Here is a 13,949-nt window from a genome sequence, read left to right as displayed (position 1 = left end):
ATCCGTGGACCTGTCCCTGTCGACCCGTACCGTCGGCGATCGTACGGTCGTCGAGGTCGGTGGCGAAATCGATGTATACACCGCGCCCAAGTTGCGCGAGCAGCTGGTCGAGCTGGTGAACGACGGCAATTTCCACCTCGTCGTCGACATGGAGGGCGTCGACTTCCTCGACTCCACCGGGCTCGGCGTGCTGGTCGGTGGCCTGAAGCGAGTGCGTGCCCACGAGGGCTCGCTGCGCCTGGTCTGCAACCAGGAGCGCATTCTCAAGATCTTCCGCATCACCGGCCTCACCAAGGTGTTCCCGATCCACACCTCGGTCGAGGAAGCAGTGGCGGCCACCGACTGACGACGGACCGGTCGCCGGCGCCGGGCTCCTGCGGGGCCCGGCCGCCGGGCGGTCCCGTCCGGTCCGTGATCGGTGCCGGCACAGAACTACACCAGGGGGTGCGGGCGCTCGGCGGCCCCACCCCCGACCGCACGCCCGTAGTCGCGAGGGGGATGCATGGCCACCGTCGAACTCCGCTTCAGCGCGCTGCCCGAGCACGTCCGGACCGCCCGGCTGGTGGCGGCAGCGGTGGCGCGCAGGGCCGGAGTGGACGAGGCCGTCCTGGACGAGCTGCGGCTCGCCGTGGGCGAGGCATGCTCCCGTGCCGTCGGACTGCACCAGATCAGCGGCGTCACGGCACCCGTGAAGGTGGCGCTGATCGAAGAGGAGAAACAGTTCTCCATCGAGGTCGGCGACGAGGCCCCGCACGCCGTTCCGGGCGGGGACACGTCCGCCGGGCAGGACGGCGACGCCGAGGTCGAGGAGGACGAGATGGGCCTCGCGGTCATCAGCGGCCTCGTCGACGACGTGGAGGTCACCACCGGGCAGAACGGCGGCCTGATCCGCATGACCTGGCCGACGACCCCGCCGGCCACGGCGCTCGTCTGAGCCGACGCCCCGTCTCCGCGCACTCTCCGCAAGGGCCCTGCTGAGCAGGGCCCTTGTCGCGTTTTCCGGACCCTCCCGCTATTCGTGAAGGAATTCACGATCAATAGCGTGATAATTTGATCAAGCGTCAATGCGGTCGTCAATGCTTTTAAGGCATTACCTCTTTCGGGTTCCGTGGCGCGACTCGATCATTTGCTGAAGAGCACAAGAAGGCTGATTCCGTTTACCGTCCCCTGTTTAGATCACTCGCGGCTACCTACAATCCGTCCACATCTTGAGCTCAGCCCAAGCGTCAAGGAGGACGAATGGCGGGGCTTTCTACCCCCTATCAGTTTGGCCGTCCCACATCCCTCGCGGCCGCGGTCCTGACCGACGACAACCGGATCCTCGTGGCCGTCATCGCGGCGGTCGCCCTGGCCGCTCTGGTGGTCGCCGGGATCCTGGTGCGTCAGGTGCTGGCGGCCGGCGAGGGCACCGAAAGCATGAAACGGATCGCCGAGGCGGTCCAGGAAGGCGCCAAGGCGTATCTGGCCCGGCAGCTGCGCACGCTCGGCGTATTCGCCGTCGTCGTGTTCTTCCTGCTCCTGCTGCTGCCCGCGGACGACTGGAACCAGCGTGCCGGACGGTCGCTGTTCTTCCTGATCGGAGCGGTTTTCTCGGCGGCCACCGGCTATATCGGCATGTGGCTCGCCGTGCGCAGCAACGTCCGGGTCGCCGCGGCGGCCCGGGAAGCCACTCCGGCGGAAGGTGAACCGCAAAAGGATCTCACCACCGTCTCGCACACCGCGATGAAGATCGCATTTCGCACGGGCGGCGTCGTCGGCATGTTCACGGTGGGCCTCGGCCTGCTGGGTGCCTCCTGTGTGGTGCTGGTGTACGCGGCCGACGCTCCGAAGGTGCTGGAGGGCTTCGGCCTCGGCGCCGCCCTGATCGCGATGTTCATGCGTGTGGGCGGCGGCATCTTCACCAAGGCCGCCGACGTCGGCGCCGACCTGGTCGGCAAGGTCGAACAGGGCATTCCGGAGGACGACCCGCGCAATGCCGCGACCATCGCCGACAACGTGGGCGACAACGTCGGCGACTGTGCGGGCATGGCGGCCGACCTCTTCGAGTCGTACGCCGTGACCCTGGTGGCCGCACTGATCCTCGGCAAGGCCGCCTTCGGCGACTCCGGACTGGCGTTCCCGCTGCTGGTGCCCGCCATCGGCGTGCTCACGGCGATGATCGGCATCTTCGCGGTCGCCCCGCGGCGCGCCGACCGCAGCGGCATGACGGCGATCAACCGCGGCTTCTTCATCTCCGCGGTGATCTCCCTGGCGCTGGTCGCGGTCGCGGTCTTCGTCTACCTGCCGTCGTCGTACTCGGCCCTGGACGGCGTCACCGACGCGGCGATCAGGAGCAAGGACGGCGATCCGCGGATCCTCGCGCTGGTCGCGGTGGCCATCGGCATCCTGCTCGCCGCGGTCATCCAGCAGCTGACCGGCTACTTCACCGAGACCAACCGCCGTCCGGTCCGGGACATCGGCAAGACCTCCCTCACGGGCCCGGCCACCGTCGTCCTCTCCGGCATCTCCGTCGGCCTGGAGTCGGCCGTCTACACCGCGCTGCTCATCGGGCTCGGCGTGTACGGCGCGTTCCTCCTCGGAGGTACGTCGATCATGCTGGCGCTGTTCGCGGTGGCGCTGGCCGGCACCGGCCTGCTCACCACGGTCGGCGTGATCGTCGCCATGGACACTTTCGGGCCGGTCTCGGACAACGCGCAGGGCATCGCCGAGATGTCCGGCGACGTCGAGGGCGCGGGCGCCCAGGTGCTCACCAACCTGGACGCGGTCGGCAACACGACCAAGGCCATCACCAAGGGCATCGCGATCGCCACCGCCGTCCTCGCGGCGTCGGCGCTGTTCGGGTCGTACCGGGACGCGATCACCACCAACGTGCAGGACGTCGGTGCCAAGCTCACCGGGCCGGGTTCGCCGATGAGCCTGTCGCTGGACATCTCGCAGCCCAACAACCTCGTCGGCCTCATCGCGGGTGCCGCGGTCGTCTTCCTGTTCTCCGGACTGGCCATCAACGCTGTGTCCCGGTCGGCGGGTTCGGTCGTCTTCGAGGTGCGGCGGCAGTTCCGCGAGAAGCCCGGGATCATGGACTTCACCGAGAAGCCCGAGTACGGCAAGGTCGTCGACATCTGCACCAAGGACGCCCTGCGGGAGCTGGCCACGCCTGGTCTGCTCGCCGTCATGGCGCCGATCTTCATCGGGTTCACCCTCGGTGTCGGAGCGCTCGGTTCCTACCTCGCCGGAGCGATCGGCGCCGGCACGCTGATGGCGGTGTTCCTGGCCAACTCCGGTGGCGCCTGGGACAACGCCAAGAAGCTGGTGGAGGACGGCCACCACGGTGGCAAGGGCAGTGAGGCCCATGCGGCCACGGTGATCGGCGACACGGTCGGCGACCCCTTCAAGGACACCGCCGGACCCGCGATCAACCCTCTGCTGAAGGTCATGAACCTGGTCTCGCTGCTCATCGCACCGGCAGTGATCAAGTTCTCCTACGGCAACGACAAGAACCTGGGCCTGCGGATCGGGATCGCGATCCTCGCGCTGCTGGTGATCGTCGTCTCCGTGTACGTCTCCAAGCGGCGCGGGATCGCCGTCGGGGACGAGGAGAGTGCCGAGCGGGTCGCCAACTCGCCCGACGCGGCAGTGGTTTCGTAGGAGGGGCCGAGAAGGCCTGGTCAACGGGCGGGCGGGCGGCACGTGCTGACGTGCCGCCCGCCCGCTTCCTTCTGTGTGCTCCCCCACGCCGTGAGCCTTCTCTCTCTTGGTGCGAAAACTCACAAAAGCTGACTTTTGCTCCGTTGGAAGGGGGGAGGGAGTCCGCCCGCCGTGTAGATTCCGGGGGCCGAGAGCCATGGAAGGGACCGATCCGGTGAACAAGAAGCTCGCGGCCGCACTGTCCGGCGGTGCGGTACTGGTAGTGGCGTTGTCGGGATGCAGCAGCGACAGCGAGGCCAAGGGGCCCGACCCCAAGCTGGTGGCCTGGGCCAAGACGGTGTGCGACGCGGTGCCCGTGCAGGACGCGAAGATCAAGGCGGCGAACGCGGCGATCAGCACGACGGCCGCCGACACCGCCAAGCCCGAGACGCTGCAGAAGACGGACTCGAAGGCCTTCCAGGACATGGCCGACGGTTACAAGGCGATCGCCGCCGCCATCAGCGGTGCCGGCACGCCTCCCGGGGTCGAGGGCGGTGCCAAGCGGCAGCAGGACGTGGTGAAGAACCTCAACAGCCTCGCCGACTCCTACGCCGACCTGAAGAAGCAGGTCGACGCGCTGAACACCAAGGACCAGGGCAAGTTCGCCGCCGGGCTGCGCGACGTCGCCACGCAGATGACCGAGCTGGAGAAGCAGCACAAGAGCGGCGTCGAGGCGCTGAAGAACCTGCAGCAGGGCGAGGTCAAGGAAGCCATCGCCGAGCAGGCCAGCTGCAAGAAGGTCGCGTCCTCGGCCGCGCCTTCGACGGGTACGACGACGGGGTCCGCGCAGGGCTGAGCCGAGCCCGACCGGGCCGGGTGGCGTCCGGAGGGGGCCGCTCCAGGGGGCCGCTTCGACGCCGGTCCGGGACCGGCTACGGCGGGCTCGGGGGCGCTCCCCCGGCCGGTTCCCGCGGCTCTGTCGCCGCACCCGCCCCAACCGTCCCCCGGGGAAGCCGCTCGGGCCGCCCCCGACCGGCGCTGCGGGCCACAATGGGGGCGTGACTGACTCCGGACTCGCTCCCCTGCCCGCTTCCGACCGGCCCGACGCCGCCGCGCGCCTGCGGGACGCGCTGCTGGCCGCCTCCTTCTCCGCCGACGGGCTGCTCGACCTGCTCGGCGCCCCCGCCTACGCGGCGCTGGCCCGCAGCGAGACCGTGCCTGCCCTCCGGGCCACCCGCGGCGACACGCCGCTGGAGACGCTCGTACGGCTGTTCCTGCTCCAGCAGCCGGTGCCCCACGCGCGCGTGGCGGCCGTTCTGCCGGTCGAGGAGGCGCTGGAGGCCGGCTGGCTCACGCGCGTGGGCGGCGACGAGGTGGCCGCGACCGTGGACGTACGGCCCTACGGCGGTCCCGACGGTGAGGACTGGTTCATCGTCTCCGACCTCGGCTGCGCGGTCGGCGGTGCCGGCGGCATCGGGCAGCGCGACGAGGGCGTCGTCCTCGGCGTCGGCGGCGCCTCCACCACCCTCGCCGGCATCACCGTCCGTACGCCCGTCGCGTCCGCCCTGGACCTCGGTACCGGCTCCGGCATCCAGGCGCTGCACGCCGTCCAGCACGCCACGCGCGTGACGGCGACCGACCTCAACCCGCGCGCGCTGCACATCACGGCGCTCACCCTGGCGCTCTCCGGCGCGCCCGCCGCCGACCTGCGCGAGGGGTCGCTGTTCGAGCCGGTCCGGGACGACGAGACGTTCGACCTGATCGTGTCCAACCCGCCGTTCGTGATCTCCCCGGGTGCCCGGCTGACGTACCGGGACGGTGGCATGGGCGGGGACGATCTGTGCCGCTCGCTCGTTCAGCAGGCGGGGGAACGGCTGAACGAGGGCGGGTTCGCGCAGTTCCTCGCGAACTGGCAGCACGTGGCGGGGGAGGACTGGCAGGACAGACTCAGGTCGTGGGTGCCGCGCGGGTGCGATGCCTGGATCGTGCAGCGCGAGGTGCAGGACGTCACGCAGTACGCCGAGCTGTGGCTGAGGGACGCCGGGGACCATCGCGGGGATCCGGCGGAGTACCAGGCGCGGTACGACGCCTGGCTCGACGAGTTCGAGGCGCGCAAGGTCAAGGCGGTCGGCTTCGGCTGGATCACCCTGCGCCGGACCGGGGCCGCGGAGCCCTCCGTCACGGTGGAGGAGTGGCCACACCCGGTCGAGCAGCCCCTCGGGGACACGATCCGGGCGCACTTCGAACGTCTCGACTACCTCCGGGAGAGCGACGACGCGGCGCTGCTGGACGGCTATTTCAAGCTCACCACCGAGGTGGTCCAGGAGCAGGTCGGGCTGCCCGGCGCCGAGGACCCGGAGCACGTGGTGCTGCGCCAGCACCGCGGGATGCGCCGGGCGACCAAGGTGGACACGGTCGGTGCCGGCTTCGCGGGCGTGTGCGACGGCACGCTGAGCGCGGGTCGGATCCTGGACGCCATCGCGCAGCTCGTCGGCGAGGACCCCGTGCTGCTCCGCGACCGGACGCCCGCGCAGATCCGGCTGCTGGTGGAGCAGGGCTTCCTGGAGCCGGCGCGCTGAGCCGGTGCGCTGGGCCGGCGCGCTGAGCCGGTGCGCTGGGCGGGCACGCTGAGCCGGTGCGCTGGGCGGGTGCGCTGGGCGGGTGTGCTGGGCCCGTGCGCTGGGCGGGCACGCTGGGCCGGTGCGCTGGGCTGGCGCGCTGGGCGAGCGCGCTGGGCGGGTGTGCCGGGCGAACGCGCGCGGGCCGGCCCGCCCGGCACCCGTGATCGGAAAACGGCCGGAAAAATATGGGTATCGAATTCGAGCCCATGTTTCTCGAACTTGTGTTCGGCAGCTTGTCGGCCTTCCGTTCACCCCGATGTCGCCTCCCGGCCTCTCGCGCGTGGCACCCTCCGGGCGCTGGGCGGAGCCGGACGGCAGGGAAGGGTGGGCGGGCGATGGAGAGCGGGCCGGCGATCTTCGCGGGATTGGTGTTCGCCCTGTTCGGAGCGGCCCTGCTGGCCTGGACCGGCACGCGTCTGCGGCGTGGGGAACCGGTGGCCCACGGTGTGAGTCGGGTCGCATCGGCCGCCTTCGCGAGCGTGGCCGGTACGGTCTCACTGGCCCTCGGTCTGTACTGCCTGACCCGCCTGTGACGGCGGCGGAAGCCGTGTTCACCGGGTAAGGGGAGTGTCACGCTCCGGACAGGGGTACAGGGTTTGCGCGGCAGTCCGGGCGGCAGGAATGGCGGTAGTCGGGTTACCGTTCGAGTGGCCGTTGTGGGCTTTTCCCGTTTGACACGGGGGCGGGATGTAGCGTCACACTCCGCAGCGTCACACGAGCCAGCAGTACGCCGCGACCCCGGGACGAAGGCCCCTGGGGAGGCCCCAGCGTCGACCGGAGAGAAGAGCGAAGTTGTCCCCGACCAGCGAGACCGCACAGGGCGGCCGCCGACTCGTCATCGTCGAGTCGCCTGCCAAGGCGAAGACGATCAAGGGCTACCTCGGCCCCGGCTACATCGTCGAGGCGAGCGTCGGGCACATCCGTGACCTTCCCAACGGCGCCGCGGAGGTGCCGGAGAAGTACACCGGCGAGGTCCGCCGCCTCGGTGTGGACGTCGAACACGACTTCCAGCCGATCTATGTGGTCAACGCCGACAAGAAGGCCCAGGTCAAGAAGCTCAAGGACCTGCTGAAGGAGTCCGACGAGCTGTTCCTCGCCACCGATGAGGACCGGGAGGGCGAGGCGATCGCCTGGCACCTCCAGGAGGTCCTCAAGCCGAAGATCCCCGTCAAGCGGATGGTCTTCCACGAGATCACCAAGGACGCGATCCGCGAGGCCGTCGCCAACCCGCGCCAGCTCAACCAGAAGCTGGTCGACGCCCAGGAGACCCGCCGCATCCTCGACCGCCTCTACGGCTACGAGGTCTCCCCCGTGCTGTGGAAGAAGGTCATGCCCCGGCTGTCGGCCGGTCGCGTGCAGTCCGTCGCCACCCGCCTCGTGGTGGAGCGGGAACGCGAGCGCATGGCGTTTCGTTCCGCTGAGTACTGGGACCTGACGGGCACCTTCGCGACCGGGCGCGCGGGAGACCCGTCGGATCCGTCGTCGCTGGTCGCCCGCCTGCAGACCGTCGACGGCAGGCGGGTCGCGCAGGGCCGTGACTTCGACTCGCTGGGACAGCTCAAGAGCGCGAACACCCTCCACCTCGACGAGGCGACCGCCCGCGGCCTCGCCGCCGCGCTGGAGAGCACCCGCTTCTCCGTGCGCTCCGTCGAGTCCAAGCCGTACCGCCGCTCGCCGTACGCCCCGTTCCGTACGACGACGCTGCAGCAGGAGGCGAGCCGCAAGCTCGGCTTCGGTGCCAAGGCGACCATGCAGATCGCGCAGAAGCTGTACGAGAACGGCTACATCACGTACATGCGTACGGACTCCACGACGCTGAGCGACACGGCGATCGCGGCGGCCCGCGCGCAGGTCACGCAGCTGTACGGCGCCGACTACCTGCCGCCGCAGCCGCGCACGTACGCCGCCAAGGTCAAGAACGCGCAGGAGGCGCACGAGGCGATCCGCCCGTCGGGTGATCGTTTCCGCACGCCCGCGGAAACCGGCCTGACCGGCGACCAGTTCAAGCTCTACGAGCTGATCTGGAAGCGGACCGTCGCCTCCCAGATGAAGGACGCGACCGGTAACTCCGTCACCGTGAAGATCGGTGGCGCCGCCGCCGACGGCCGGGACGTCGAGTTCAGCGCCTCCGGCAAGACGATCACCTTCCACGGCTTCCTGAAGGCCTACGTCGAGGGTGCCGACGACCCGAACGCCGAGCTGGACGACCGCGAGCGCCGGCTGCCGCAGGTCGCCGAGGGCGACGCGCTGTCCGCCGAGGAGATCACGGTCGACGGCCACGCGACCAAGCCCCCGGCCCGCTACACCGAGGCCTCCCTGGTCAAGGAGCTGGAAGAGCGCGAGATCGGCCGCCCGTCGACGTACGCGTCGATCATCGGCACGATCCTCGACCGCGGCTACGTCTTCAAGAAGGGCACGGCACTCGTCCCGTCCTTCCTGTCGTTCGCCGTGGTGAACCTCTTGGAGAAGCACTTCGGGCGGCTCGTCGACTACGACTTCACCGCCAAGATGGAGGACGACCTCGACCGCATCGCGGCGGGTGAGGCCAAGGCCGTGCCGTGGCTGAAGCGCTTCTACTTCGGCGAGGGCCACGACGGCATCGGCAGCGCCGCGGAAGCCGGCAACGGCGACGGTGACCACCTCGGCGGCCTCAAGGAGCTGGTGACCGACCTGGGCGCGATCGACGCGCGCGAGGTCTCGTCGTTCCCGGTGGGCAACGACATCGTGCTCCGCGTCGGCCGCTACGGCCCCTACATCGAGCGCGGCGAGAAGGACACCGAGCAGCACCAGCGCGCCGACATCCCCGACGACCTGGCGCCCGACGAGCTGACCGTCGAACTGGCCGAGGAGCTGCTGGCCAAGCCCAGCGGCGACTTCGAGCTGGGCACCGACCCGGCCACCGGCCACACGATCGTCGCCAAGGACGGCCGCTACGGCCCGTACGTGACGGAGATCCTCCCCGAGGGCACCCCGAAGACGGGCAAGAACGCGGTCAAGCCGCGGACGGCGTCCCTCTTCAAGTCCATGGCGCTCGACACGGTCACCCTCGAGGACGCGCTGCGGCTGATGTCCTTGCCGCGGATCGTCGGCACCGACGCCGAGGGCGTGGAGATCACCGCGCAGAACGGCCGGTACGGCCCGTACCTGAAGAAGGGCACGGACTCGCGCTCGCTGCAGTCCGAGGACCAGATCTTCACGATCACGCTGGAGGAGGCGCAGGCGATCTACGCCCAGCCGAAGCAGCGTGGCCGGGCCGCGGCCAAGCCGCCGCTGAAGGAGCTGGGCGAGGACCCGGTCTCCGGAAAGCCGGTCGTGGTCAAGGACGGCCGCTTCGGCCCGTACGTCACCGACGGGGAGACCAACGCCACCCTCCGCTCGGGTGACAGCGTCGAAACGATCACTCCGGAGCGCGGCTTCGAACTGCTCGCCGAGAAGCGTGCGAAGGCTCCCGCCAAGAAGACCGCGAAGAAGGCGGCGGCCAAGAAGACCGCACCGGCGAAGAAGACCGCCGCCAAGAAGACGGCCGCGAAGAAGACGACGGCTGCCAAGAAGACCACCGCGAAGAAGACGACGGCCTCCAAGGCGACCGCTTCCGGCACGGAGGACTGACACCCCGTCGGCTCCTCAGCCTGCGGCTTGTCTGCTCCGTAGCCCCCGGCCGGGAGCCACGGAGCCCGCGGCTCGGTGGCTCCGGAGCCCACGGCTGTCGGCCTCGGAGCCCGCGGCTCGGTGGCTCCGGAGCCCACGGCCGCCGGCTTCGAAGCCCGCGGCTCGGTGGCCCCCTGGGCCACGGCTCGTCGGCTCCGTGGCCCGCGGCTTCGCGAAACGAACGCCCCGGCAGCACTTCGGTGTGCCGGGGCGTGCGCGTGTCCCGGCACGCCGGACGCGCTGTCAGCGCCTGCGCCCGCCGTACACGCGAGGTGTGCTGTCAGCGCCTGCGGATAGGCTGAACGCATGACGCGAGCCGAGCAGCCAACGGCCCACCCCACAGCACCGGACGACGCCCTGGTCGCGGATTCCCGCGAGCGCGCCGTCCGTTCCCTGCTGCGCCGGCCCCAGTTGCGGCGCCTGTGGAGCGCGCAACTGGTGAGCGGTGTCGGCGACACCCTCTCCCTCCTCGTACTGGTCCTCCTGGTCCTGCAGGCGGCGATCACCGAGGGGGCTTTCGGCGGTGGCTACCGAGGCGTCGCGTTCGCAGTGGCGACGGTCTTCGCCGCCCGCGTCCTCGCCGCGCTGCTCTTCGGTGCCGTCCTCCTCGGACCGCTGAACTCGCTCACCGCTCCGGAAGGTCCGCTCGACCGCCGCTGGACGATGGTCGGAGCCGACGGCGTGCGCGCCGCGCTGCTGATCGTCGCGCCCCTGTGGATCGACTGGATCCCGGGTGACGCGCTCGCCGTCCTGCTGGTCACCGCGTTCGTCACCGGCGTCGCCGAGCGGCTGTGGACGGTGTGCCGGGAGGGCGCCGCCCCCGCCCTGCTGCCGGCCCCGCCGCCGGAGGGCGCGACGGTCCGACCGCTGCCGGACCACATGGACGCCCTGCGCCGCCTCTCGCTGCGCACGACCTTCCTCGCGGTCCCGCTGGCCGCCGCCGCACTGGTCGTCGCCGCCCTGCTGAACAACCTGCTCGGCACCGGCGTGGCCTGGTTCGACCAGCATCAGGCGGCCCTCGCGTCGTACGTCGCGGCGGGCCTGTTCGCCGCCTCCCTGTCCGTGCTGACCTACCTGGAACTGCCCGACACGCGCACCCCGCGCGCGCGGTCCCCGCTGGAGGGCCTGCGCCGTCCGCGCACCGGTGCCGGTGTCGACAAGGGCCGCACGGGCGCCGTCCCGCTGCTCGTCCCGGCCTGCGCCGGGGTCGCCGGCGCGATCGCGGCGGCCGTCGCCGTGTGCGTGCTGCACGCCAAGGACCTGGGCGGCGGCCCGGTGCTCTACGGCCTGCTGGTGCTGGGCCTGACCGGCGGTGTCGCCATCGGCATCCGTACGGCCCCGGCACTGCTGCCCTCCCTCTCGCGCCGCCGTCTGCTGGCCCTCGCCATCGCCTTCACCGGTGTCGCGCTGCTGGCCGCGGGCCTGGTGCCCGACGTCACCACGGTGCTGCTGATCGTCACGCTGGCCGGTGCCTGCGCGGGCGTGGCCGCCAACACCGGGCACACCCTGCTCGACCAGGAGACCGAGGACTACCGCCGGGCGCGCACCACCGAGCACCTGCACGCCGTCGTCCGGGTCTTCATAGCGCTCGGCGCCCTGGTCGCGCCCGTGGTCGCGGCGCTGATCGGCCCGCACCGGCTGGAGAACGGCAGGTTCGTCTTCGCGCACGGCGGCGCGGCATTCACGCTGATGCTGGTCGGCGCGCTGCTGCTGCCGGTGGCCGCGCTCGTGCTCGCCAAGGTCGACGACCGGTCCGGTGTACCGCTGCGCCAAGACCTCAAGGACGCCCTCATGGGTGGCGACGACCCGCTCCAGGCACCGGCGGGGAAGGGCTTCTTCATCGCCCTCGAGGGCGGCGACGGCGCCGGCAAGTCCACCCAGGCCGAGGCCCTCGCCGAGTGGATCCGCGGCAAGGGCCACGAGGTCGTGCTCACCCGCGAGCCCGGCGCCACCCCGGTCGGCAAGCGGCTGCGCTCGATCCTGCTGGACGTGTCCTCGGCGGGCCTGTCGCACCGCGCGGAGGCGCTGCTGTACGCGGCCGACCGTGCGGAACACGTCGACACCGTCGTACGCCCCGCCCTCGAGCGCGGCGCGGTGGTGATCTCCGACCGCTACATCGACTCCTCCGTCGCCTACCAGGGCGCCGGCCGCGACCTGTCGCCCACCGAGATCGCCCGCATCAACCGCTGGGCGACCAACGGGCTCGTCCCGCACCTCACCGTTCTGCTCGACGTCTCGCCGGCGACCGCCCGCGAGCGGTTCACCGAGGCACCGGACCGGCTGGAGTCGGAGCCTGCGGAGTTCCACGCGCGCGTGCGGTCCGGCTTCCTCACGCTGGCGGCCGCCGACCCCGGCCGCTACCTGGTCGTGGACGCCGGGCAGGAGCCCGAGTCGGTCACGACCGTGATCCGGCACCGGCTGGACACCGTGCTGCCCCTGTCCGAGGCCGAGATCAAGGCCCAGGAGGAGGCGCGGCGGAAGGCCGAGGAAGAGGCTCGCCGCAAGGCCGAGGAGGAGGCCGCCCGCAAGGCCGAGGAGGAGCGCCTGGAGCGCGAGCGCCAGGAGCAGCTCGCCAAGCTGCGCGCCGAGGAGGAGGAGCGCAAGCGCCGCGAGCTGGAAGAAGCGCAGCGGCGCGAGGCCGAACGGCAGGCGGAGGAGGCCCGGCAGCGGGCCGAGGAAGCACGCCGGCGTGCCGAGGAGGAGCGGCAGCGGCTGCTCGCCGAGGAGAAGGCCCGTGCCGAGGAGGAGGCCCGCCGCAAGGCCGAGGAGGAACGGCGCCGCAGGCAGGCGGAGGAAGAGGCCCGGCGCCGCGCCGAGGAAGAGGCGCGGCAGGCCCGGCTGCGGGCCGAGGAAGAGGCGCGGCAGGCCCGGCTACGGGCCGAGGAGGAGGCCCGGCGCCTGGAGGCGCAGCGCAAGGCGGAGGAGGCGTTGCTGCGGGCGGAAGAAGCCCGTCGGCAGGCCACCGAGGCCGCGGCAGCGGCCGACGCGGCGGCCCGCAGGCCCAGCGCCCCCCGGCCGAACGCGCCGGGCGTGACGTCCGACGCGATCACGGTCCCGACGCCGGTGGTGTCGCCGATGACGGACGCCCGGGGCGCGGCCGCCGCTTCCGACACGGGGGCGCGGGGTTCGGACGTTCCTGGTGCGGGCGCGCAGGCCGCGGATGCCCCTGGAACGGACGCGTGGGGCTCGGACGCTCCCGGCACCGGCGCGCGGGCCGCGCAGGCTCCCGGCGCGGGCGTACAGGGCTCGGACGTTTCCGGCGCGGCGCGAGGCACGGACGAGACGACGGTGCTGCGCCGGGTGGGCGACGAGCACAGCGGCTCCGCCGACGCCGCCCATGACGCCCACGACCCCCACGGTCCCGCCGGTGACGCTCCCTCGCACGCCGAGTCCGAAGTGACCGCCGAGCTGCCGCAGCCGCCGGCGCATTCCGGGCCGGCCGACGAGACGGCTGTGCTGCCGCCGGTGTCCCTAGGTGCGGCTGACGAGACGGCCGTACTGCCGCCGGTGACCCCGGGTGCGGCTGACGAGACGGCTGTGCTGCCGCCGGTGACTCCGGGTGCGGCCGACGAGACGGCTGTGCTGCCTCCGGTGTCGGCCGAGGAGACGGCCGTCCTGCCTCCGGTGTCCGTCGAGCGGACGGCCGAGCTGCCCTCGGTGGCGCCCGGTGCGGCTGACGAGACCGCCGTACTGCCTCAGGTACGGAACGACGCCCCGGCGGACCGCGTGCCGCCCGGCTTCTTCCGGGACGAGCGGGACCAGCGGGACAGCAGTGACCGCATGGACGGGAGGCCGGCCGCGGGCCCCGACGGCTCCGATGCACGTACGCGCGAGATGCCCCAGCTCGACGCCGACGGGACACCGCGGCGCCGGCCCCGCTCCGACTGGGCCGAGGAGACCCCGCTGGACGACCTGCCGTCACTCGCCGACGAGCTGCTGGGTTCCTACGACGAGCCGGAGCCCGGCACCCAGGCCGACGAGGAGGAGCAGGGCGGCAGGGGCCGCAGGCGGGGCCGACGCGGCTGAGACCGACGGGCCGAGGTCCACGCTGCTGAG

At 71.7% G+C, this 13,949-nt stretch carries 8 protein-coding genes; all 8 read left to right on the top strand.

All coding sequences use genetic code 11. From position 1 onward, the window contains the following. The first annotated feature begins 4 nt into the window (after nucleotides 1-4). The 8 genes from bldG (at nucleotide 5) to tmk (ending at nucleotide 13,919) form a co-directional block, all read left to right on the top strand. On the top strand, nucleotides 5-346 hold the full coding sequence (gene bldG, locus JK359_RS27520; protein WP_010986038.1) for an anti-sigma factor antagonist BldG: 342 nt from the start codon (nucleotides 5-7) through the stop codon (nucleotides 344-346). 156 nt (nucleotides 347-502) lie between these two features. Continuing rightward, on the top strand, nucleotides 503-934 hold the full coding sequence (locus tag JK359_RS27515; RefSeq protein ID WP_201841066.1) for an ATP-binding protein: 432 nt from the start codon (nucleotides 503-505) through the stop codon (nucleotides 932-934). Nucleotides 935-1,239: 305 nt separating this feature from the next. After that, the gene (locus tag JK359_RS27510; RefSeq protein ID WP_201841064.1) at nucleotides 1,240-3,645 is read left to right on the top strand and encodes a sodium-translocating pyrophosphatase; all 2,406 of its coding nucleotides are present in this window, start codon (nucleotides 1,240-1,242) and stop codon (nucleotides 3,643-3,645) included. 196 nt (nucleotides 3,646-3,841) lie between these two features. Further along, nucleotides 3,842-4,480 (top strand): small secreted protein, encoded by a 639-nt coding sequence (locus JK359_RS27505; protein ID WP_201841062.1) that lies wholly within the window; start codon nucleotides 3,842-3,844, stop codon nucleotides 4,478-4,480. Nucleotides 4,481-4,682: 202 nt separating this feature from the next. After that, entirely contained in the window at nucleotides 4,683-6,203 is a 1,521-nt protein-coding gene (locus JK359_RS27500; RefSeq protein ID WP_201841060.1) for a N5-glutamine methyltransferase family protein, read from the top strand. Between the two features lie 377 nt (nucleotides 6,204-6,580). Beyond that, a complete protein-coding gene (locus JK359_RS27495; protein WP_201841058.1) occupies nucleotides 6,581-6,778 on the top strand; it encodes a hypothetical protein in 198 nt (65 codons plus the stop codon). 259 nt (nucleotides 6,779-7,037) lie between these two features. Continuing rightward, the gene (gene topA / locus JK359_RS27490) at nucleotides 7,038-9,854 is read left to right on the top strand and encodes a type I DNA topoisomerase (RefSeq protein ID WP_201841055.1); all 2,817 of its coding nucleotides are present in this window, start codon (nucleotides 7,038-7,040) and stop codon (nucleotides 9,852-9,854) included. A 345-nt stretch (nucleotides 9,855-10,199) separates the two neighbouring features. Next, nucleotides 10,200-13,919 (top strand): dTMP kinase, encoded by a 3,720-nt coding sequence (gene tmk, locus JK359_RS27485; RefSeq protein ID WP_201841052.1) that lies wholly within the window; start codon nucleotides 10,200-10,202, stop codon nucleotides 13,917-13,919. Nucleotides 13,920-13,949: the final 30 nt, after the last annotated feature.

It is taken from the genome of Streptomyces actinomycinicus (assembly GCF_016741775.1).
GTDB lineage: Bacteria > Actinomycetota > Actinomycetes > Streptomycetales > Streptomycetaceae > Streptomyces > Streptomyces actinomycinicus.
Note: the sequence above shows the minus strand (reverse complement) of the source record. Positions and strands in the feature narration are given on the sequence as shown.